The sequence below is a fragment of the Pseudomonas sp. Pso3 genome, assembly GCF_055393275.1.
In genome coordinates this window covers 951,376-972,175 of record NZ_AP043687.1, presented here as the reverse complement: position 1 = coordinate 972,175, position 20,800 = coordinate 951,376, and the positions used below count along the sequence as shown (strand labels likewise).

Annotated in this window: 17 protein-coding genes and 3 tRNA genes; 7 read left to right on the top strand and 13 right to left on the bottom strand. The window is 64.2% G+C overall.

What is annotated here, in order from left to right:
- From ACZ5R1_RS04565 to cyoE, 3 genes are read left to right on the top strand one after another with little or no spacing between them, the layout of a single operon-like run.
- The gene (locus ACZ5R1_RS04565; RefSeq protein WP_027600197.1) at window positions 1–615 is read left to right on the top strand and encodes a cytochrome o ubiquinol oxidase subunit III; all 615 of its coding nucleotides are present in this window, start codon (window positions 1–3) and stop codon (window positions 613–615) included.
- Window positions 615–953 carry a cytochrome o ubiquinol oxidase subunit IV gene (cyoD, locus tag ACZ5R1_RS04560; RefSeq protein WP_007160921.1) on the top strand — a complete coding sequence of 113 codons (339 nt, stop codon included), beginning with the start codon at window positions 615–617 and terminating at the stop codon, window positions 951–953. The genes ACZ5R1_RS04565 and cyoD overlap by 1 nt, the downstream gene beginning before the upstream one ends.
- A gap of 11 nt (window positions 954–964) precedes the next feature.
- Complete coding sequence (gene cyoE / locus ACZ5R1_RS04555; RefSeq protein ID WP_260982922.1) at window positions 965–1,852, top strand: heme o synthase; 888 nt, start codon at window positions 965–967, stop codon at window positions 1,850–1,852.
- Between the two features lie 67 nt (window positions 1,853–1,919).
- Here cyoE and ACZ5R1_RS04550 read toward each other — a convergent pair whose 3' ends face one another.
- The 11 genes from ACZ5R1_RS04550 to rluD all read right to left on the bottom strand — a co-directional run bounded on the left by ACZ5R1_RS04550 (window position 1,920) and on the right by rluD (window position 13,472).
- The gene (locus tag ACZ5R1_RS04550; RefSeq protein ID WP_464712826.1) at window positions 1,920–5,831 is read right to left on the bottom strand and encodes a pilus assembly protein; all 3,912 of its coding nucleotides are present in this window, start codon (window positions 5,829–5,831) and stop codon (window positions 1,920–1,922) included.
- Entirely contained in the window at window positions 5,828–6,433 is a 606-nt protein-coding gene (locus ACZ5R1_RS04545; protein ID WP_042137095.1) for a pilus assembly PilX family protein, read from the bottom strand. The genes ACZ5R1_RS04550 and ACZ5R1_RS04545 overlap by 4 nt, the downstream gene beginning before the upstream one ends.
- Window positions 6,430–7,215, bottom strand: a complete 786-nt coding sequence (locus ACZ5R1_RS04540) for a PilW family protein (RefSeq protein WP_288504724.1) — start codon at window positions 7,213–7,215, stop codon at window positions 6,430–6,432. The genes ACZ5R1_RS04545 and ACZ5R1_RS04540 overlap by 4 nt, the downstream gene beginning before the upstream one ends.
- A gap of 3 nt (window positions 7,216–7,218) precedes the next feature.
- The gene (gene pilV, locus ACZ5R1_RS04535) at window positions 7,219–7,815 is read right to left on the bottom strand and encodes a type IV pilus modification protein PilV (protein WP_042137093.1); all 597 of its coding nucleotides are present in this window, start codon (window positions 7,813–7,815) and stop codon (window positions 7,219–7,221) included.
- Window positions 7,816–8,349: a GspH/FimT family pseudopilin gene (locus tag ACZ5R1_RS04530; protein ID WP_288491912.1), complete on the bottom strand. Its 534-nt coding sequence runs from the start codon at window positions 8,347–8,349 to the stop codon at window positions 7,816–7,818. It lies immediately after the preceding gene.
- 335 nt (window positions 8,350–8,684) lie between these two features.
- Window positions 8,685–8,760: transfer RNA gene (locus ACZ5R1_RS04525), tRNA-Lys, on the bottom strand.
- A 5-nt stretch (window positions 8,761–8,765) separates the two neighbouring features.
- Window positions 8,766–8,842, bottom strand: a tRNA-Pro gene (locus tag ACZ5R1_RS04520).
- Between the two features lie 10 nt (window positions 8,843–8,852).
- Window positions 8,853–8,928, bottom strand: a tRNA-Asn gene (locus ACZ5R1_RS04515).
- 162 nt (window positions 8,929–9,090) lie between these two features.
- Complete coding sequence (gene clpB, locus ACZ5R1_RS04510; RefSeq protein ID WP_027600191.1) at window positions 9,091–11,655, bottom strand: ATP-dependent chaperone ClpB; 2,565 nt, start codon at window positions 11,653–11,655, stop codon at window positions 9,091–9,093.
- Between the two features lie 129 nt (window positions 11,656–11,784).
- Complete coding sequence (gene pgeF, locus ACZ5R1_RS04505; RefSeq protein ID WP_288504722.1) at window positions 11,785–12,516, bottom strand: peptidoglycan editing factor PgeF; 732 nt, start codon at window positions 12,514–12,516, stop codon at window positions 11,785–11,787.
- Complete coding sequence (rluD, locus tag ACZ5R1_RS04500; protein WP_074583960.1) at window positions 12,513–13,472, bottom strand: 23S rRNA pseudouridine(1911/1915/1917) synthase RluD; 960 nt, start codon at window positions 13,470–13,472, stop codon at window positions 12,513–12,515. Before rluD ends, pgeF begins: the two co-directional genes overlap by 4 nt.
- Before the next feature lie 188 nt (window positions 13,473–13,660).
- On the opposite strand from rluD, the gene ACZ5R1_RS04495 reads away from it, so the two are divergent.
- Window positions 13,661–14,686 (top strand): outer membrane protein assembly factor BamD, encoded by a 1,026-nt coding sequence (locus tag ACZ5R1_RS04495; protein ID WP_007160812.1) that lies wholly within the window; start codon window positions 13,661–13,663, stop codon window positions 14,684–14,686.
- 110 nt (window positions 14,687–14,796) lie between these two features.
- On the opposite strand, the gene ACZ5R1_RS04490 is transcribed toward ACZ5R1_RS04495, so the two are convergent.
- Window positions 14,797–16,419 carry an NAD+ synthase gene (locus ACZ5R1_RS04490; RefSeq protein ID WP_288504720.1) on the bottom strand — a complete coding sequence of 541 codons (1,623 nt, stop codon included), beginning with the start codon at window positions 16,417–16,419 and terminating at the stop codon, window positions 14,797–14,799.
- A 131-nt stretch (window positions 16,420–16,550) separates the two neighbouring features.
- Between ACZ5R1_RS04490 and ACZ5R1_RS04485 the strand changes: the two genes are divergently transcribed.
- From ACZ5R1_RS04485 to ACZ5R1_RS04475, 3 genes are read left to right on the top strand one after another with little or no spacing between them, the layout of a single operon-like run.
- On the top strand, window positions 16,551–16,799 hold the full coding sequence (locus ACZ5R1_RS04485) for a PP0621 family protein (protein WP_007160810.1): 249 nt from the start codon (window positions 16,551–16,553) through the stop codon (window positions 16,797–16,799).
- A complete protein-coding gene (locus ACZ5R1_RS04480; RefSeq protein WP_464712825.1) occupies window positions 16,783–18,357 on the top strand; it encodes a sensor histidine kinase in 1,575 nt (524 codons plus the stop codon). Before ACZ5R1_RS04485 ends, ACZ5R1_RS04480 begins: the two co-directional genes overlap by 17 nt.
- Before the next feature lie 2 nt (window positions 18,358–18,359).
- Window positions 18,360–19,700 carry a sigma-54-dependent transcriptional regulator gene (locus ACZ5R1_RS04475; protein WP_464712824.1) on the top strand — a complete coding sequence of 447 codons (1,341 nt, stop codon included), beginning with the start codon at window positions 18,360–18,362 and terminating at the stop codon, window positions 19,698–19,700.
- On the opposite strand, the gene ACZ5R1_RS04470 is transcribed toward ACZ5R1_RS04475, so the two are convergent.
- Entirely contained in the window at window positions 19,701–20,759 is a 1,059-nt protein-coding gene (locus ACZ5R1_RS04470; protein ID WP_464713263.1) for an NAD(P)/FAD-dependent oxidoreductase, read from the bottom strand. It abuts the gene before it with no gap.
- Window positions 20,760–20,800: the final 41 nt, after the last annotated feature.

The following is a 20,800-nucleotide window of genomic DNA, read 5'->3' as shown; positions in this document are numbered from 1 at the left end:
ATGGCGAATCAAGTTATGCATAACGAAGTCGCCCATGCCGAGGAGCATGGGCACCACGACGCCGGATCGATGAAGACATTCGGCTTCTGGTCCTACCTGATGACCGACTGCATTCTGTTCGGGACGCTGTTCGCGACCTATGCAGTCCTGAGCGGGGCCCATGCCGATGGCCCCTCCCAGAAGGACATCTTCGAACTGTCGTTCGTCCTGGTCGAAACCTTCCTGCTGCTGTTCTCCAGTATCACCTACGGCTTCGCCATGATCGCCCAGCATCATGGCAGCAAGGGTGGCGTCCTGGGTTGGCTGGCGGTTACCTGGCTGTTCGGTGCCGGCTTCATCGGCATGGAACTCTATGAGTTCAACCATCTGATCCATGAGGGCTATGGTCCGGATCGCAGTGCCTTCCTGTCCGCGTTCTTCGCACTGGTCGGTACCCACGGTCTGCACGTGAGCTCGGGTCTGATCTGGATGATCGTGTTGATGCTGCAGATCTCCTCCAAGGGTCTGACCACCACCAACGTGACCCGCCTGTCGTGCCTGAGCCTGTTCTGGCACTTCCTGGACATCATCTGGATCTTCGTCTTCACCATCGTCTATCTGATGGGGGTGCTGTAATGGCGCACGACCATAACGCCCACGGGCATACCGCCGAGAGCCATGGCACTTTCAAGAGCTACATGGTCGGCTTCATCCTGTCGGTCATCCTGACGGTCATTCCCTTCGGCCTGGTGATGTTCCCCACCTTCTCCAAGGGCGCGACCCTGGCGATCGTGGTGATCATGGCGGTGGTACAGCTGCTGGTGCACCTGTACTTCTTCCTGCACCTGAACACCTCCGAAGAGCAGCGTTGGAACGTGATCTCCTTTGGTTTCACCGTGGTCATCGTCGGTATCCTGGTCGTGGGATCCCTGTGGATCATGTACCACATGCACCAGAACATGATGATCCACTGAACCGGGCCGACGTGATGATCAAGAAGTACCTTCTCGTGACGAAGCCGGGCATCATCTTCGGCAACCTGATCTCGGTTGCCGGCGGGTTCTTCCTGGCTTCCAAAGGGAGCATCGACCCGCTGTTGCTGCTGGCGACGGCTATCGGGGTGTCGTTGGTCATTGCTTCCGGCTGTGTGTTCAACAACGTGATCGATATGGACATCGATCAGAAGATGGAAAGAACCCGCAATCGTGCGCTGGTCCAGGGCACGATCTCCTCGAAGGTGGCGCTGGCCTATGCCACCCTCCTCGGCCTGGCCGGGGTGGGTCTGCTGTACGTGGCGACCAATGCGGTCGCCACCGCCTTCGCGGTGATGGGTTTCGTGGTGTACGTAGGGTTCTACAGCCTCTGGCTGAAGCGCACCTCGGTGTACGGCACCCTGGTCGGCAGTCTGTCCGGTGCCGCACCGCCGGTGATCGGCTACTGCGCTGCCAGCGGCCAGTTCGACAGTGGCGCTGCGGTGCTGCTGCTGATCTTCTGCCTCTGGCAGATGCCGCATTCCTACGCCATCGCCATCTTTCGTCTCAAGGACTACACCGCGGCCTCGATTCCGGTCCTGCCGGTGGCCAAGGGGATCTCGGTGACCAAGCGTCACATCGTCTGGTACACCGTGGCCTTCATGGCCGCCACCCTGCTGCTGACCGTGCTCGGCTACGCCGGCTACGTCTATCTGGCAGTGGCCGCCGTGATCGGGGCCTGGTGGCTACGCCTGGCCTTCATGGGTTATCAGGCCGAGAACGATGTCCAGTGGGCACGCAAGCTGTTCGGGTTCTCCATCATCGCCATCACCGCCCTGAGCGTCATGATGTCGGTGGACTTCCAAATCCCGGGCGACGTGCTGCTGACCTACGCACGCTGAGACGCACCGTTCCATGAAAAAGCCCGGCCCAGTGCCGGGCTTTTTCATGCCTGCGTGAAAGCTGCTGCTAGTCCTGGTTGGTGATGACGCGCCAGGTCTGGCGGCGACTGGCGGGCAGGTCACCCCGCAAGCCATTCGGCGACTTGCCGTCGCTGCCATAGATCGCCGCATCCGCCAGGGTCCCTTCCATGCTGAAAGTGCCGTCACCGTAGACGAAGGGCACGATTCCACCGAGCAGACCATCGAGCTGGATACGCCCATAGACTGTATCCGTCCCCAGGTTGAACAGGCCGCTGTTGTTGCCGCCGGTGTAGGGATCCAGGGCATAGAGGTAGGTGGTGACCCCAGCGGTACAGGCGTCGGTGCTGGGAATTAGCGAACTCATCAGCAGGGTGCCGCTGAAGAGCTGGGGCTTGTTGATTACTAGTTCGCCATTCAAGGGAAGATTCAGATACCAGCCCTGTTTGCCGTTGGTCGCCGTAATAGCGTCGTAGTTCACCGACGTCGTGGAGAGGGTGTTCGCCGTACTGCTGACACTGGAACCGGCAGAACTGGTGTAGCTGATGCGCTGGTCGGTGCCCAGGGTCTGCTGCTGGAGGTTGGCGATCGTCAGTACCGGAGTACTGCTGGCCGCCGACCCATCGGTCTGGCGATCCCAGATGCCATAGAGCGTCATGGCCTTGCTGGTATTGGCGAGGGCATCGCTGGCCTCAAGGTATTTACCGGTACCAAAGAGCACCAGATGCCCCGTTCCACTGGGATGAGCCACGACCGAAGGACTGGCGCTAATCGGCTGGACCGCGTTGGTGGCGCCGGGTGCCAGGCTAGTGGCCTGGGCGGTATAGAGGGGTCGCCCCCCGAAGGCAACACGGAAGTTGTCTGCTGCAGCCGTTGCGGTCAGGGAGGTGCCGATCAGGTCGAAGCGCCAGAGATTGCCGTGGAGGTCACCGGCATAGGCGTAATCGGCGATCAGGTCGCCATCGACATCGGCCACGAAGGGCGAACTCAGGCCGTTGGGTGTGGCGATGTTATCGCTGGCGGGTAGCGCCTTGATCAGACTGCCGTCGGCTACGTTCATCATATAGAGCACGGCGTTGTCCTGCGCACTGTTGTAACCGTTGCTGACCACCACTGCCCAACCACCGGTATGCAGCCGGGTGATGATCGGCTGCGCGTAGGTGAAGCCCAGGTCCTTGTAGCTGGCATCCGCGTCCGACTTTTCCCAGAGCAGCGCTGGGGCATTGGGATTGGTGATATCCAGCGCGAAGATGCCCCGCCCTCCCCCGCGCAGCGTGCCGATCAGTACCGTGCGCCAGGCCCCGTTGAAATAGACGTCGCCTACCACTGGCGTGTTGTCGACATAGGACTGATGGCCCCCACCGTTATAGCTGCGCTCGGTCAGTCGGTTGAGATTGCCGATGACCGCGCTGGGAACGAAAGCAAAGACCTCCTGCCCCTGATCGTTGAAGGCATGCAGCATGCCGTCGTTGGCACCGACATAGATACGTCGCTCACGAGCCGCATTGGTGGTGCGGAACGTGGCGTAGGAATTGTCGCCAACGGTCGCATTCATCAGGGCGATGGGGCTGTTGGGACCGTCCACCACCACCGGAGAGGAATTCACGATATCACCAAGGATATGGCTACGCGGACGGAACGACGGCGTAGCTCCCGGCGCTTCCAGACTGCGATCCCCGCGCAGATAATCCACCCGGCGACTGCCATAGGTGTCGGTGGCACCACCGGCGGTCTTGTTGAGCCTGAGTTGTTGGTCGGTATTCAGATTCGCCCAGGCGAAATCGGTCAAGGCGCCTCCCTTGGCCATGTAGATCTTGCGGGTGCCGAAGACGGTATTACCCGGAGCGAACCTGCCATCGAGTTGTTGAGCGGCGCTCCAGATCCGCGTCTGGGTGGTACCCGTACGCTGGTACTTGATGACATCCCCACTCCAGTCGGCGCTGGAAAAGGACGGGGAATAGGTAAAGAGCGCGGTGGTATCCCCTACCCGGGTGGGGGAAACGGTCTGGCTGGCCCCGACGCTGGTGGACTGGGTGATGCGCGTGACGACCTTGCCAAGGGAGTTGATCAGATCACTGGCATTTTCCGCGCTGAAGAACTCGCCGCGCGAATTGATCGCCGCGTGCCAGAGGTCATAGACATTGTTCTGATTGACCGAGTTGTCCGCACCCGCCACCGGCCAGGGCGTAGTACCTGCGGCCAAGCCAGCGTAGCCGCCGGCAAAGGTATCGCCATCCCAATCAGGATTGACCAGCGCACTGCTCAAGCCGATACCCACGTAGAACCCCGTGAGGTGCTGCCAGGTGGCTGGGTCGTTACGCGGATTCCAGTAGGGCGAAAGCGTATTGGTCCCCCGGGCCTCATTGCTGGTCACGGTATTGTAGGGCGGCACCTTGTTGTCGAGACCGGGCTGGGCATCGGTGCGCCAGTAGAGAAAGGCCAGGTCTGCGAGAGTGCTGGCCGTAGTGTCCTGGAACGGTGCCTGTGGTGAGTACTGCTGCCCGTCTGGAAGGGTTGCGGCTGTACCATCGACGTTGCCGGAATTCAGCGCAGAGTTCCAGATACCATCGGTCACCACCAGACTGTAGCTGGCGCGACAGCCGTAGACAGGCGACTCGCTATTACCCGGATCGTACGCATATGGACTGTTGCTACCGCTGGTCTTGAGCAGTTCGCCAACGCGAGCAACCGCCTGGAGCAGCGGCGTGCTCTGGTTGTAATAGACTTCTCCGAGCCAGGTGAAGAAAGCGGCTCGGTGCGCACCGGTAAAGGGTCTGAGCCGATTATCGTAGGCAGTTGAACCGGAGTTGCTGATACCGCGACAGTTGGCATTGGCCGCTACCAGGATGCAACTGTCGCTGGTTCCCAGTGCCTGCCAGCCAAGCCGGAGATTTTCCGACGCATCCGCCAAGGCCAGGTTGGCCGAAGTTTGAGCCGCCAGGGCGCGACTGCGATAGAAGGAATACCAGTTGGCGAAGTTTTGCCTTTCGTCCGTCCCGTTGGGACCGGAAGAGCTGCCGACCAGTACCCGCCGGTAACAGCCCTCGGTCTGCAAGGCGACGGGAAGACAGGTGCTGAGCGTCGTATCGTAGAGATAGTAGTAGGCCTGTACGCCAGTGATGGCAGCAGAAATGTTGGTATTGGCGGTGACCGTGTAGTTGACCGAGGAAACCACCCCAAGCAGTCCATAGTCCACGTTTCGGGTACAGGTAACATTGCTGTAGGTGACCGCCGCCGTATTGGCAATGCTCGCGGTACAGCCACCGTTGAGCGCAGCTCCCGTCAGCAGGCGCTCAAGCAGGGAGGCGTCACTGATACTGACTTGGGCACCGTTGATGTTCTCGGTGAAGCCGGCACCCAACAAGATATTGAGCAGCGTGAGGCTGCCATAGGTCGCGCTTGTTCCACGGTAAGTACCACTACTGAAAAAATCCTGAGACGGGTTCTCCGCCAGCATGCTCGGGCTATTGTTCTGCAGCCCCGGGTTTCCGTAGGCATTACCCCGCGCCACATTGGGATCTGTAGTCACCAAATTAGGGTTATAGCTCCAGCTCACGCGGTAGTCGGTGGCGAGATTGACACTACCCAAGCTCGGTCGATAGCCGTTTACGTAGGCACTGGTAAAGCTGGTCGCCAGTCGCGTACGGGTCAGTCCGCCCGTAGTGCTGTAGCTCACCGCATAGGGCGCCGGATAAGTAATCGCCGGATTGTAGTAGAGGCTATTGAAAGCCGCCGATTTAGCGCGACGGGTTGGTCGGATGGCATCGGTATTCGACGCATCCGGCACAACCGCCATCTGCATGCTGGTGGAGTTATCCAGCGTGACGAACAGATTGGGACCGACACTATTGGTCAGGAACAATGGCTGCTGACTGAGATTCAAGGCCGCGGCCTGCGTCGCAGGTGCGGCCAAGGTTAATAGGAGGGCCAGAGTTCCAATGCCTAATGCAGCCCGACTCATGGCACCTCCAGGGCGACGACGCTCTGCAGAATCACCGGAAAGCGCTTGCCGCGATCCTGGGCCACGGCGGTGATCCGGAACAGGTTGGTGGCGGGCGCCGAGACATCGACCGAACTGCTACCGATGGCTGTCACGACCCAGCGGGGTGTCTGGGCGAAGGAAGCGCTGCCATCGGAGCCGCGGTAGGCAACCGTCCGCGTCGTAGGATCGGTCCCGCTCGCCTGGAGCGCTGCCGCTGCCCAGGTCTGGGTCAGGGCACCGGTATTGAGATCGCTGGCCTTGGTCAGGATGCACAGGTCACCGGTTGGTGGCTTGGCGAAGGCACTGCGTACCGCTGGGACACTTTCCGAACAGCTGGCAAAGCCGGCACTGAAGGCGGTAAAGGACGGTTGCTGACTGAGGGCCACCAATCGCCGCTCACCTTCGCGTAGCGCCGCCTCTGCGGCATTGAAGGCCTGGGTGTTTTCCAAGGCGGCGCCGCCGCTGCGGGCCTGCAGCAAGGTCTGACGCATGCTGGAGGCGGCCAGTAGCGACAGCAGCAGCAACATCACCAGGGCGATCAGCAAGGTCGCGCCGCGCTGCCTGCCAATGACTGGACTCATAGCGCCAGATTCCTCAGGGTAACGGTGCTCTGCAGTATCTGCATGGGTCGACTGGCGTCCGCGATCTGCAGGCCGGTCAGGGTCTGCCAATTGGCAGCCGTATTACTGGCCACATCGCTGGTTAATGCCTCCGTGGTGCTGAGCAACGCCGCGTAGCGCAAGGCCGGTGCATCCGCCTTGGGCGGAATGGACCAGCGAAAATCCTGCAGCCCCTGCACCAGCACCGCACTGCCCTTGCGCGTCAGCGCGCCCCCACGCTCGCTCCAGACGGTGCAGCTCAGGGTGCCCCCGCCCGGGGTATTGCCCGCGGTGTAGCGCAGCTTGAGCAGCACGTTGCCGCCGGCATTGAGGTTCACCCGCGGGATGGGGTTGCCCAGACAGTCCTGGTCCTTGCTGTCCAATGCGCCCTGATAGCGAATGCAGACGCCGGTGGGCGCATTGGCGCTGTCCGTGGTCGCCGCGAAGGTGGCGCCAGCGGCAAAAGCTGGACAGCTGATGTCATCGGTATCCTTTACCTCACCGACCGCCGGAAAGGCTGCTTGGAGGCTACCCTGATAACGGATTTCCGCGCGGAAGCCGGTCCGTGCCAGTTGCCGGTCGAGCACCTGCAAGGTCAGCTGAGCGTTGTTGCGATTGCCGGTCTGGCCTTGCTGGAAGAGAAAACTGCGCTTGTTGTTGATATAGATCTGCGAGACGCCCAACACCAGAAAGGTACCCACGGTCAGGGCGATCATCATCTCGATGAGTGAAAAACCCTTCTGGCTACGCGACATGATGAGCATGGCCTACAGCTCCGAGCGCAAGGCGTAGTAGCAGACGCCCTTGGGGCAATTCAGCGAATCGTTGCTGACGTCCTGCCAGGCCACCACCACCATCACCGGTGCCACCGCATTGGTCTCGCAGGCACCCAGCGGCGTCGTGTTGCCCGCAGGATCGCTGGACGGCAGTTTCGGTACGCCGGACGCTGGACAGACCGCGAAGCTGCTGGCGATCAAGGCGTCCGTCACGGGTAGCAGCGCCTTTACCTGATTCAGCCAACACCCCAGATCCTGCCCGGCGACCGTTTCCCCGCCTGCAGAGCGATCCCGGGCCAGGCAGGTCTTGCCCGCATCAAGCGCCTTGGTGCGAAAGTTGGTACCAGGCTGCTTGATGTAGGCCCCGTCGATCTTGACCTTGTCGCTCGCCACCACCTGATCGCGGTTGCTGCGCATCAACTCGAGCAGGTCGTTGGCCAGCACCATGGCATTGCTGCGCTGCACCGAATCCTGGGACAGCGCCACACTGCGGGTCTGCAAAGCCACCATGCCCAACACGCCGATGCAGATGATCACCAGACTGACCAGCACCTCGATCATGCTGAACCCACCTTGCCAGCGCTTCATCTAGCTGCACCCCACGGTGCTGGCACGGTTAGGCGCATAGTTGGTCACAGTCAGCACCCCGCCCTGACTGAGAGTGAATTGCTTGCCCTGGGTGAGCGCATTGGTAGCGCAGACGCGAATGGTGGCTTCACCGCTGAGTTTCAGGCTGCCATTGGGTTGGAAGGTCAGACTGGTCAGGGGGGTACCTCCCATGGATCCGGTTCCGTTGACGCCGTTACCCAGTCCCCCGCTGTACTGCCGCAAGACTTCGGCAGTGGGCAGCACCATCGTCTTGGCCGTGGTGATCCTCAGCGCGCCCATCCAGCCGTTGGCATCCTCCGGATCCGTGGTGACCACGACGTTCACACCGCGACTCATGGCTTCGCTGCGCGCGTAATAGAGGGCGCGCTGCAACTCCCCCGCTGCCGCCTGGACACGGTTGCTTTGCACCAGGCTCGCGAAGCCAGGTGCTGCCAGCGCCGTGACGATGCCCAGCAGCGCTATGACGACCAGGACCTCGATGAGCGTGAAACCCGAGAGGCGCTTCGACTGCATCCCCACCGCCTGAAAACCCGTGACTTCACCTGATAGTAGTAAGGGCTCGGGCAGCCGCTATGACCGGCTATCGCCTCGATGGGCGCGGGTAACCACCTGGATCGAGGCGTTCGCCGGAGATGGGCGAAATAGAGCGCGGCGGGGAGAATTGAGGGTAGCAGACCAGAACACTGCCCGTTCCAGAGTCTTCTCGAGGCAGGGGGATTTGCGAGAGCAACTTAGCCCTGAGCCCTGGTGGGATCGGCGCCTCGTAAGCAGAGAGCCCAGATCTCGGACAGAGAAAACAGCGTCCTAGAAACGCAAAAACCCTCCTTGCGGAGGGTTTCTGGTAAAAATGGTGGGTCGTGTAGGATTCGAACCTACGACCAATTGGTTAAAAGCCAACTGCTCTACCGACTGAGCTAACGACCCAAATATGGTCGGGGTAGGGGGATTCGAACTCCCGACATCCTGCTCCCAAAGCAGGCGCGCTACCGGGCTGCGCTATACCCCGAGAATGGAAGTGGCTCCGCGACCTGGACTCGAACCAGGGACCCAATGATTAACAGTCATTTGCTCTACCGACTGAGCTATCGCGGAATTTCGATCTTCCAACCCCTCTTACGTCAGTGCCTTTCGGTCTTTGCCGTAAGTGAGGTGCGCCATTTTACGGAAGTGGAAACAGACGTCAACACCTAGCCTGCTGTTTTTTCACAAATTTATGCGAAAGGCCGGGCGACCCTGGGATCGCCCGGTCATTTCCTAGGCGAAGACGATCTCGTCGCCCTCTACCCTGCCCTCGATGCGGCTGTTCGGCGCGAAGGCGCCCGAGAGAATGCGCTGGGCCAGCGGATTCTCGATCCAGCGCTGGATCGCCCGCTTGAGCGGACGGGCGCCGTAGACCGGGTCGTAACCTACCGCCACCAGCTTGTCCAAGGCCTCGGGCGACAGCTCCAGCTGCAGATCCCGCTCGGCCAGGCGCTGCCGCAGGTGCTGCAACTGGATCTCGGCGATGCCGGCGATCTGTTCGCGGCCCAGGGGCTCGAACACCACCACCTCGTCGATCCGGTTGATGAACTCGGGGCGGAAGTGACTGGCCACCGCATCCATCACCGCGGCGCGCTGGGCATCGGGATCGCCGACCAGCTCCTGGATCTGCGCCGAGCCCAGGTTCGAGGTCATGACGATCACCGCATTGCGGAAATCCACGGTTCGGCCCTGGCTATCGGTCAGACGCCCGTCGTCGAGCACCTGCAGAAGGATGTTGAAGACATCCGGATGAGCCTTTTCCACCTCATCCAGCAGGACCACCGAGTAAGGCTTGCGCCGCACGGCCTCGGTCAGGTAACCACCCTCTTCATAGCCGACATAGCCGGGCGGTGCCCCGATCAGGCGAGCCACGGAGTGCTTCTCCATGAATTCGGACATGTCGATGCGTACCATGGCGTCTTCGGTATCGAAGAGAAACTCCGCCAGCGACTTGCACAGCTCGGTCTTGCCCACCCCGGTCGGGCCGAGGAAGAGGAAGGAACCACTGGGGCGATTCGGATCGGACAGCCCCGCCCGCGACCGGCGCACGGCATTGGCCACGGCGGTGACCGCCTCGTCCTGGCCGATCACCCGGTTGTGCAGGGCCTCTTCCATGCGCAAGAGCTTGTCACGCTCGCCTTCGAGCATCTTGCTGACCGGAATGCCGGTCCACTTGGAGACCACTTCGGCGATCTCGTCCTCGGTGACCTTGTTGCGCAAGAGCTGGTTGGCCGGCTTCTCGTGCTGGTCGACCATCTGCAGGCTGCGCTCCAGATCGGGGATGGTGCCGTACTGCAGCTCGGCCATGCGATTGAGGTCGCCCTTGCGGCGAGCGGCCTCCAGCTCGGTGCGCGCCTGTTCGATGCGCTGCTGCAACTGGGCGGAATCCTGGACCTCGGCTTTTTCTGCCTTCCAGACCTCTTCCAGATCGGCGTATTCCTGCTCGAGGCGGGCGATGTCCTCGTCGAGTTTTTCCAGTCGCTTGCGCGCGGCCTCGTCCTCTTCCTTCTTCAGCGCCTGACGCTCCACCTTGAGCTGGATCAGCCGGCGATCCAGGCGATCCAAGGCCTCCGGCTTGGAGTCGATCTCCATGCGGATGCGGCTGGCAGCCTCGTCGATCAGGTCGATGGCCTTGTCCGGCAACTGACGATCGGTGATGTAGCGATGAGACAGCTTGGCCGCGGCGATGATGGCGCCATCAGTGATGGCCACCTTGTGGTGCACCTCATAGCGCTCCTTGAGGCCACGCAGGATGGCGATGGTGTCTTCCTCGCTCGGCTCGTCCACCAGCACCTTCTGGAAGCGCCGCTCCAGGGCCGCGTCCTTCTCGATGTACTGGCGGTACTCGTCGAGGGTGGTGGCACCCACGCAGTGCAGCTCGCCACGGGCCAGGGCCGGCTTGAGCATGTTGCCGGCATCCATGGCGCCCTCGGCCTTGCCGGCGCCGACCATGGTGTGCAGCTCGTCGATGAAGAGGATGATGCGCCCTTCCTGCTTGGCCAGTTCGTTGAGCACGCCCTTGAGGCGCTCTTCGAATTCGCCGCGGAATTTGGCGCCGGCGATCAGCGCGCCCATGTCCAGGGCCAGCAGGCGCTTGTCCTTGAGGCCGTCGGGCACTTCGCCATTGATGATGCGCTGGGCCAGGCCCTCGGCGATGGCGGTCTTGCCGACGCCTGGCTCACCGATCAGCACCGGGTTGTTCTTGGTGCGGCGCTGCAGGACCTGGATGGTGCGGCGGATCTCGTCGTCACGGCCGATCACCGGGTCGAGCTTGCCGTCCTCGGCGCGCTTGGTGAGATCGACGGTGAACTTGTCCAGCGCCTTGCGGCTGTCTTCGGCATTGGGGTCATTGACCGCCTCGCCGCCGCGCAGGTTGTTGATGGCGTTCTCCAGCGCCTTGCGCGAGACGCCCTGCCCCAGCAGCAACTTGCCGAGGCGGGTGTTCTCGTCCATGGCGGCGAGCAGCACCAGCTCGCTGGAGATGAACTGGTCGCCCTTCTGCTGGGCCAGACGATCGGCCTGGTTGAGCAGGCGCGCCAGATCCTGGGACAGATTCACGTCGCCGGTGGGATTCTGGATTTTGGGCAGCTTGTCCAGCTCTTCGGCCAAGGTCTTGCGCAGGCTGGCGAGGTCGAAGCCGACCTGGCGCAGCAGCGGAGAAATGGAACCGCCCTGCTGGTCGAGCAGCGCGGAAAACAGGTGAAGCGGCTCGATGGCCGGGTGGTCATGGCCGACGGCCAGGGACTGGGCATCCGCCAGAGCGAGCTGCAATTTGCTGGTGAAACGGTCTATACGCATGGGCAAGGTCCTATCTGAGACGCGGGACGGCGCGGCAGAGGGCGCTTTCGATTACCCGCGGGAATGACCTTTAGATAGGGGCGATGCCTAACGATTCAAGCCAACGAGGCTTGACATCCGAAAAAATAGTTAGGCGTTGATCCAAATCAGGCTGGCAAAGCGACCGGTCCGCGCGCCGCGCCGATAGGAAAAGAAGCGCTCCTCGTCGGCGAAGGTGTCGAAGCCACCGCCATGGACCGCCGTGATGCCCCGAGCCGCAAGGCGCAGACGGGCCAGGGCATAGAGATCGCCCAGGTACTTGTCCCCGCCCCTGGCCATGAAACACCGCTCGGCCTCGGCGTGCTGGGTGACAAAGGCCTCGCGCACCTCGGCGCCCACTTCGAAACTGGCCGGCCCTATGGCGGGGCCCAGCCAGACCAGCACCTCGGCGGGAGCGACCTCCAGACTGGCGGCAGCCGCTTCCAGCACGCCACCCGCCAGACCGCGCCAGCCGGCGTGGGCCGCCGCGACGCGGGAGCCGTCCCGCCGGCAGAACAGGGCCGGCAGGCAATCGGCGGTCATCATGGTCACGGCGATGCCGGGCGTGGCCGTCCAGGCGGCATCGGCCTGGAGCACCTGGGTCGGATCGGCTTCGACGACGGCAGTGCCATGGACCTGTTCGAGCCAGGCCGGCCGGCACCCCAGGGCCTGGCCCAGGCGTCGACGATTCTCGGCGACCGCAGCCGGATCGTCACCGACATGGTTACCCAGGTTGAAGCTGTCGAAGGGCGCCTGGCTGACGCCACCGGCGCGGGTGGTCACACAGGCCTGGACGCCGACCGGCGCCGGCCAGTCCGGCCGCAGCCAGTCAGCACCGATCATTCGAAGGATTCCCGATCCTGGCGCAGCAGATCCAGCAGCCAGACCAGGTCTTCCGGCAGCGGCGACTCCCAGCGCAGGCGTTCGCCGGTCACCGGATGATCCAGTTCGAGGAAGCGCGCATGCAGTGCCTGACGCGGGAATTCGCGCAGGGTCTTGACCAGGGTCGGATTGGTCGCCGGCGGGATCCTGAAGCGACCGCCATAGACCGGATCGCCCACCAGCGGAAAGCCGACATGGGTCATGTGCACGCGGATCTGGTGGGTGCGCCCGGTCTCGAGCTTGACCCGGGTATGGGTATAGGCACGGAAGCGCTCCAGCACCCGGTAGTGACTGACCGCGGGCTTGCCCCCGGCGATCACCGCCATCTGCTGGCGGCGCTGAGAATGACGGCCGATGGGCGCATTGACGGTGCCGCCGGCGACGATCACCCCGGCGACGATGGCCTCATAGATGCGACTCACCGAGCGCGCCTGCAACTGGGCGACCAGGTGGGTATGGGCCTCCAGGGTCTTGGCCACCACCATGAGTCCGGTGGTGTCCTTGTCCAGGCGATGGACGATGCCGGCACGCGGCACGCTGTCCAGCGAGGGTACGTGGTGCAGCAGGGCATTGAGCAGGGTGCCGTCGGCATGACCGGCGGCCGGATGCACCACCAGCCCGGCGGGCTTGTCGAGCACCAGCAGGTGATCGTCTTCGTAGACGATGTCCAGTTCGATGTCCTGGGCCACCCACTCGCCCTGGGCCTCGCGCTCGGCGCGCAGCGCCAGCTGGGCGCCGCCATGGACGGTGTCACGCGGACGCAGCACGGCGCCGTCGACGGTCAGGCTGCCGTCCTTGATCCAGGCGGCGAGACGCGAGCGGGAGTGTTCGGCGAACAGCTGGGCAGCGACCTGATCGAGGCGCTGGCCACCGAGTTCGTAGGGGACTTCGGCATTGAGAACGATGGATTCGGACATGGATCTGCGCGGGCAATGGCAGGGCTTTTGGAATCGGCCCGACCCTGTGGTTAAATACGGCGACTTTTTTGCCCCGGCATTCCGGGTCGATCATCATAACAGGACGGTTCCGGCCCCGTCACAGGCTAGGTGAGCGCTCTCCGCGCTCATCCCTGCACCGCCGACCGTTTCGGGGAATCCAAGCCGCCATGCAATTGAAGCACCTGCTGCTGGTCACCAGCCTAGTCCTCACCGCCGCCTGCTCCTCGAAAGCACCCGAGGTTCCGGAAAATCTGCCGGAAGGCGAGCTCTACACCCAGGCTCAGCGCGATATCTCCAACAGCAGCTACACGGACGCCATCAGCAAGCTGAAGGCCCTGGAGTCGCGGTATCCCTTCGGTCGCTATGCCGAGCAGGCCCAGCTCGAGCTGATCTACGCCAACTACAAGAATGGCGAGCCCGAGGCGGCGCGCACGGCGGCGGATCGCTTCATCCGTCTGCATCCGCAACACCCCAATGTCGACTACGCCTACTACATGAAGGGCGTGTCCTCCTTCGAACAGGACCGCGGCCTGTTGGCGCGCTTCCTGCCGCTGGACATGACCAAGCGTGACCCGGGCGCGGCGCGCGATTCCTTCAACGACTTCGCCCAGTTCACCAGCCGCTTCCCCAACAGCCGCTACGCCCCGGACGCCAAGGCGCGCATGGTCTACCTGCGCAACCTGCTGGCGGCCTACGACGTGCACGTCGGCCACTACTACCTGACCCGCAAGGCCTATGTGGCCGCCGCCAACCGCGGCCGCTACGTGGTCGAGAACTTCCAGGGCACCCCGTCGGTGGGCGATGGCCTGGCGATCATGACCGAAGCCTACAAGCACCTGGGTCTCAACGACCTGGCGGCCACCAGCCTGGAAACCCTCAAGCTCAACTACCCGGACAACGTCAGCCTCAAGGATGGCGAATTCCAGCTGCGCGAGCCGGACGACAAGGATCAGCAGCGCTCCTGGCTGACCCGTGCGACCCTGGGCCTGATCGATCGCCCGAGCGATCCGCTGCCGCCCGGCGAGACCCGTGCCAGCCAGGACATCCAGCGCAAGTACCAGGAAGAGCGTGACAACCTGGCGCCCGAGCTGCGCATCGTCGACCCGGCCGAGGCCGAGAAGGCCGGTGGCGCAACGCCGGCGCCGGCCAAGCGCTCCTGGTTCAGCCGCCTGACCTTTGGTCTGTTCGACTGATCCGGCAGCAGACGTGAAAAGGGGAAGCCAGTGGCTTCCCCTTTTTTATTGCCCGCAATGGCCAGCGCTACCCTCTGGCGCCGGATCGCAGGGGTCCGGCGCCCGCCGAGCTAGTCGCCGATGCGCCAGCCCGAGGTGATCGGATAGCGCCGGTCACGCCCGAAACCGCGCTGGGTGACCCGGGCGCCTACCGCCGCCTGGCGCCGCTTGTATTCGTTGAGATCCACCAGGCGCAGCACCCAGCGCACCGTTTCCTCGTCGAAGCCGGCGGCGACGATGTCCACGGCCGAAAGATCCTGCTCGACATACAGCCGCAGGATCTCGTCGAGCACCGGATAGGGCGGCAGTGAGTCCTCGTCCTTCTGGTCCGGCGACAGTTCGGCCGATGGCGGGCGGTCGATCACGCGCTGGGGAATCACCTCGCCCGCGCGATTGCGGTATTCGCAGAGGCGGAACACCAGGGTCTTGGGCACATCCTTGAGCACGTCGAAGCCGCCGGCCATGTCGCCATAGAGGGTGGCGTAACCGACGGCCATCTCGCTCTTGTTGCCGGTGGTGAGCACCAGATAGCCCTTCTTGTTGGAGATGGCCATCAGCAGGGTCCCGCGGCAACGCGCCTGCAGATTCTCCTCGGTGGTATCCCGCCCGAGTCCGGCGAATTCGCTGGCCAGGGTCGCCTGGAAGGCCTCGACCATGGGTGCGATGGGCAAGACGCTGTAGCGCACTCCCAGCGTCCGCGCCTCGGCTTCGGCGTCGTCCAGGCTGATCTGGGCGGTGTAGTGGTAGGGCATCATCACCGCCTCCACCTGCTCCGCACCCAGCGCATCCACGGCGACCGCCAGCACCAGGGCCGAATCGATGCCACCGGACAGGCCCAGCACCACGCCCTTGAAGCCGTTCTTGCGCACATAGTCGCGCACCCCGAGCACCAGGGCGTCATAGACGCTGGCCTCCAGCGAGGCGACGGGGGCGAGTTCGGCCGGCTGCGGTTGCAGGGCCTCATCGATGATCACCGGATAGAGGCCTTCGACGAAGGCCGGCGCGCGCTGACTGACCTGCCCCCGGGCATCGACCACGAAGGAATGACCGTCGAACACCAGCTCGTCCTGGCCACCCACCTGGTTGACGTAGACCACCGGCATGCCGCCCTCGCGGGCACGCTCGCCCACCACGGCCTCGCGCTCCGGCTGCTTGCCGCCGTGGAAGGGCGAGGCATTGAGGTTGAGCATCAGTCGTGCCCCGGCCGCTCGCGCCCTGGCCATGGGCTCGGCGAACCAGATGTCCTCGCAGATGGTCACGCCGATGGACACGCCCTGGTAGTCGAACACGGCCGCGCTGTCGCCCGGCTCGAAATAGCGCTTCTCGTCGAACACCCGGTAGTTGGGCAATTGCTGCTTGCGATAGAAGGCCAGCTCGGCGCCATCGCGATAGACCGCGCAGGCGTTGTAGCGTCGCCCCTCCTCCAGCCAAGGAAAGCCCACCAGCACATGGATGCCGGCGATCTCCTGGCGGATCCGCTGCAGCCCCTGCTCGATCCGGCGCTGCATGCTCGAGCGCAGCAGCAGGTCCTCCGGGGGATAGCCGCACAGCGACAGCTCCGGAAAGACGATGAGATCGCCCTGCAGCTCATCCCGGGCCTGCCGGGCGGCGGCGATGATGCGCTCCACATTGCCATGGATGTCGCCGACCTTAAGGTTCACCTGCGCCATCACGACGTTCAGCAACTGACTCATGCACTCTTCCTTGCCCGATTGATCGGCCCATTTTCCCGCATGCAGCGAAGCGGGACAATCGATGCCATGCGGGGCTCACCGCCTGCAGCGGCCCTGCTAAACTCCACCCTCCTTCACGCTGCGAGATCGCCATGGGTCTGCTTCGCCTGCTGTTGTGGCTCGTCCTCCTGGGCGCGCTGTTCTGGATGATCAGACGCTGGTGGCGCGGCAAGACGCAGACGCCGTCCGGCAAGGCCCGTCCACTGCCGCCCAACCCCATGGTGCGCTGCGCCCATTGCGGCGTGCACGTGCCCCAGGAGAGAGCCCTGGCCGATGGCGAAGGCCAGCGCTGGTACTGCAGCGCCGAACATCGCCGGTTGCAGCATGAGCAGCGCGACTGATCCAGGCACCCTGAGAGCCGACGCGGTCCTGCGGCTCTATCACCTCTATCGCATCGTCATCGGCCTGGCGCTGGTGGTGCTGATTTCCAGCGACCTGGACCAGCACTGGCTGCGCACAGTCGACGGCCAGCTGTTCCGCCAGGCCAGTTGGGCCTATCTCGCCATCAACGCCGTGCTGGCGGTCGGCCAACGCCTGTTGCGCGGTCGCGCCTTCACCCTGGCGCTGATCGACATCCTCGCCCTGGGCGGCCTGTTCTTCCTGGCCGGCGGCATCGCCAGCGGCATGGGCAGTCTGCTGGTGGTGACCGTCGGGGTATCCAACGTCCTGATCCGTGGCCGCCGCGGCCTGCTGATCGCCGCCCTGGCGGCCATCGCCCTGTTGCTGGCGACCGGCTATCTCGACCTGCGCCGCGGCGACAGCGGCAGTGGCTATGTGCAGGCAGCGGGCCTGGGCACCCTCTGCTTCGCCACGGCGCTGCTGGTGCAGGGCCTAGTCCGGCGGCTGCTGGACAGCCAGGCCCTGGCCGAAACCCGCGCCACGGCCGTGGCCGAACTGGAGGCCCTCAACGCCCTGATCCTCGAACGCATGCGGACCGGCATCCTGGTGTTCGACGCCGAATACCAGGTGCTGCTGGTGAATCCGGCAGCCCGGCGCCTGCTGGGGGTGGACGACGAGGACACCATCGCCCCCCTGGCCCTGGGTCTCGCCCAACGCCTCGAAGAGTGGGAGCGCAATCCCAGTATCCGGCCGGCGCCCTGGCGCGCCTATGCCAACGGCCCGCTGCTGCAACCCAGCTTCGCCCGCCTGCAACAGGGCGAAGGCGAGCGGGTGCTGACCTTTCTCGAAGACGTCTCGCGCATCGCCCAGCAGGCCCAGCAACTCAAGCTCGCTTCCCTGGGCCGTCTCACCGCTGGCATCGCCCACGAGATCCGCAATCCGCTGGGCGCCATCAGTCACGCTGCGCAATTGCTGCAGGAATCCGAAGAGTTGGCCACGCCGGACCGGCGCCTGGCGCAGATCATCCAGGACCAGTCGCGGCGGATGAACCGGGTGGTGGAAAACGTACTGCAGCTGTCTCGCCGCCAGCAGGCCGCCCCTCAGCTGATCGACCTGCGCTACTGGGCGCACCGCTTCGCCGGGGAGTTGCGCCCTACCCTGCCCGCCGGCCAGACGCTGCACGTCAAGACCGAGCCGGGCACCCTGCAGACGCACATGGATCCCCACCAACTGGGCCAGATCCTGACCAACCTGGTGCAGAACGGCCTGCGCTACAGCTGCCAGAAGCACGGCATCGGCCAGGTCTGGCTCAGCACCTACCGCGATCCGGAAAGCGACCTGCCCATCCTCGAAGTGGTCGATGACGGACCGGGCGTCGCCGCCGAGCAACTCGACCACCTGTTCGAGCCCTTCTTCACCACCGAGAACAAGGGGACCGGGCTGGGCCTGTACATCTCCCGTGAGCTTTGCGAGGGCAACCAGGCCAGACTTGGCTATCATCCCTTGGCGAACGGCAGCTGTTTTCGCATCACCTTCGCCCATCCCCGCACAATGAGCTGAGCATGGCCCGACAGAAAGTCCTGATCGTCGACGATGAACCCGATATCCGCGAACTCCTGGAGATCACCTTGGGGCGGATGAAGCTCGACACCGCTAGCGCCAAGAACATCGCCGATGCCCGGGCCATCCTCGAACGGGAAAGCTTCGACCTCTGCCTGACCGACATGCGTCTGCCCGACGGCTCGGGACTGGACCTGATCCAGTTCATCCAGCAACGCTTTCCGCAATTGCCGGTGGCCATGATCACCGCCTTCGGCAGTCTGGAAACCGCGGTCCAGGCCCTCAAGGCCGGTGCGTTCGACTACCTCACCAAGCCGGTGGACCTGCCGCGCCTGCGTGAACTGGTAGGCACGGCCCTGCGGCTGTCCGGGCCTGCCCCGGCAGCGGCCGGCGACAGCGAAACCCAACTTCTCGGCGAATCGCCGCCCATGCGCGCCCTGCGCAACCAGATCGCCAAACTGGCGCGCAGCCAGGCGCCGGTCTACATCAGCGGCGAATCGGGCAGCGGCAAGGAGCGGGTGGCACGACTGATCCATGAGCAGGGTCCGCGGGCCGGTCGGCCCTTCGTGCCGGTCAACTGCGGCGCCATCCCCTCGGAGTTGGTGGAAAGCGAATTCTTCGGCCACCGCAAGGGCAGCTTCACCGGCGCCATCGAGGACAAGCAGGGCCTGTTCCAGGCCGCCCAGGGCGGCACCCTGTTTCTCGACGAGGTGGCCGATCTGCCGCTGCCGATGCAGGTCAAGCTCTTGCGCGCCATCCAGGAAAAGGCCGTGCGCCCGGTAGGCAGCCAGCAGGAGATCAGCCTGGACGTACGCATCCTCAGCGCCACCCACCGGGATCTGGCCGCTGAGGTCGCCGCCGGGACCTTCCGCCAGGACCTCTACTATCGCCTCAATGTCATCGAATTGCAGGTGCCGGCCCTGCGCGAGCGCCGCGAAGACATCGGCATCCTGGCCAACCATATGCTCGAACGCCTGGCACGCGACTCCGGCCTGGCCGCGGCCACGCTGGGCGAGGATGCCCTGGCCAAGCTCAAAAGCTACCGTTTCCCCGGCAACGTGCGGGAACTGGAAAACATGCTGGAGCGGGCCTACACCCTCTGCGAGGGCGACGTCATCCGCCCGGCCGATCTGCGCCTGGCCGATGCCCCGGCAGTCACCGCCACCGGCGAAGCCAGCCTGGCCAACATCGCCAATCTGGAAGACCACCTGGAGTCCATCGAACGCCAGCTGATCATGCAGGCGCTCGAAGAGACCCGCTGGAATCGCACCGCCGCCGCGGAACGCCTGGGTCTCTCCTTCCGCTCGATGCGCTACCGACTGAAGAAGCTCGGCATCGACTGATCAGCCGGCCGCCAACCGCGCGCCTGGCGCATAGGGCGCCGGATCGATGATCGGCGTGCGTTCGGTCAGCAGATCGGTCAGCAACTGGCAGGACGCCGGCGCCAGCACCAGGCCGTTGCGATAGTGCCCGCAGTTGAGCCACAGCCCGGGCAGCTCCGGTACCGGCCCGATGAAGGGCACGCCATCCGGCGAGCCCGGCCGCAGTCCCGCCCAGTGTGCCACCGGCGCCTGGCCGGCCAGCGCCGGCAGCAACTCGGCGGCGGAGGCCTGCAGGCTGGCCAGCGCCTCGGCGGTCGGCGTCTTGTCGAATTCGGCGTGCTCCAGGGTACTGCCGATGAGGATATGCCCATCGCGGCGCGGAATGGCGTAGCGCCCCTTGGCCAGCACGATACTGGTCAGATAACCCACCGGCTGGCGATACAGCAGCATCTGCCCCTTCACCGGCCGCACCGGCACGGCCAGCCCCAGGCTCTGCAGCAAATCACCACTCCAGGCCCCGGCACAGACCACCACGGACTCGGCATGGATGGCCTCGCGCGCGGTCTGCACCCCCACTACCCGCTCGCCCTGGCGCAGGAAACCGGTCACCGGCGACTCGCTCACCAGCGTCACATTCGGCATGCCTAGCAGGGCTTCGCGCAGGGAGCGCACCAGCCGGGGATTACGCACATTGGCCACCCCTGCCATGAAGACCGCCCGCTCATAGCCCGGCCCCAGCACCGGTACCCGCTGCCGCACCGCCGCGACCGACACCGACGCCAGCGGCCGCACATTGCGCCGCGCCCAGTCCAGCGCCGCGGCTTCGTCCTCCAGATCGAGCCAGTACAGCCCAGTCACTTCCACCTCGGGGTCCACCCCCGTCTCCTGCCGGAGCCGCTCCCCCAGCACCGGATAGAAATCCTGCGACCAGTGCGCCAGCGCCGTCACCGCAGGCTGATAGCGCCACGGATACAGCGGCGACACGATCCCGCCGCCGGCCCAGGACGCCTCTCGCCCCGGCTCACCGCGCTCGACCACCACCACCCGCCGACCGCTCAAGGACAGGCAATAGGCCGACATCAGCCCGATCGCACCTGCCCCGACCACTGCTACATCAAAGA

What these genes read in the sequence shown, in the direction of transcription:
- ACZ5R1_RS04565 (WP_027600197.1), top strand. Translation starts at nt 1, where the DNA reads ATGGCGAATCAAGTTATGCATAACGAAGTCGCCCATGCCGAGGAGCAT.
- cyoD (WP_007160921.1), top strand. Translation starts at nt 615, where the DNA reads ATGGCGCACGACCATAACGCCCACGGGCATACCGCCGAGAGCCATGGC.
- ACZ5R1_RS04550 (WP_464712826.1), bottom strand. Translation starts at nt 5,831, where the DNA reads ATGAGTCGGGCTGCATTAGGCATTGGAACTCTGGCCCTCCTATTAACC.
- ACZ5R1_RS04545 (WP_042137095.1), bottom strand. Translation starts at nt 6,433, where the DNA reads ATGAGTCCAGTCATTGGCAGGCAGCGCGGCGCGACCTTGCTGATCGCC.
- ACZ5R1_RS04540 (WP_288504724.1), bottom strand. Translation starts at nt 7,215, where the DNA reads ATGCTCATCATGTCGCGTAGCCAGAAGGGTTTTTCACTCATCGAGATG.
- pilV (WP_042137093.1), bottom strand. Translation starts at nt 7,815, where the DNA reads ATGAAGCGCTGGCAAGGTGGGTTCAGCATGATCGAGGTGCTGGTCAGT.
- ACZ5R1_RS04530 (WP_288491912.1), bottom strand. Translation starts at nt 8,349, where the DNA reads ATGCAGTCGAAGCGCCTCTCGGGTTTCACGCTCATCGAGGTCCTGGTC.
- clpB (WP_027600191.1), bottom strand. Translation starts at nt 11,655, where the DNA reads ATGCGTATAGACCGTTTCACCAGCAAATTGCAGCTCGCTCTGGCGGAT.
- pgeF (WP_288504722.1), bottom strand. Translation starts at nt 12,516, where the DNA reads ATGATCGGTGCTGACTGGCTGCGGCCGGACTGGCCGGCGCCGGTCGGC.
- rluD (WP_074583960.1), bottom strand. Translation starts at nt 13,472, where the DNA reads ATGTCCGAATCCATCGTTCTCAATGCCGAAGTCCCCTACGAACTCGGT.
- ACZ5R1_RS04495 (WP_007160812.1), top strand. Translation starts at nt 13,661, where the DNA reads ATGCAATTGAAGCACCTGCTGCTGGTCACCAGCCTAGTCCTCACCGCC.
- ACZ5R1_RS04490 (WP_288504720.1), bottom strand. Translation starts at nt 16,419, where the DNA reads ATGAGTCAGTTGCTGAACGTCGTGATGGCGCAGGTGAACCTTAAGGTC.
- ACZ5R1_RS04485 (WP_007160810.1), top strand. Translation starts at nt 16,551, where the DNA reads ATGGGTCTGCTTCGCCTGCTGTTGTGGCTCGTCCTCCTGGGCGCGCTG.
- ACZ5R1_RS04480 (WP_464712825.1), top strand. Translation starts at nt 16,783, where the DNA reads ATGAGCAGCGCGACTGATCCAGGCACCCTGAGAGCCGACGCGGTCCTG.
- ACZ5R1_RS04475 (WP_464712824.1), top strand. Translation starts at nt 18,360, where the DNA reads ATGGCCCGACAGAAAGTCCTGATCGTCGACGATGAACCCGATATCCGC.
- ACZ5R1_RS04470 (WP_464713263.1), bottom strand. Translation starts at nt 20,759, where the DNA reads ATGTCGGCCTATTGCCTGTCCTTGAGCGGTCGGCGGGTGGTGGTGGTC.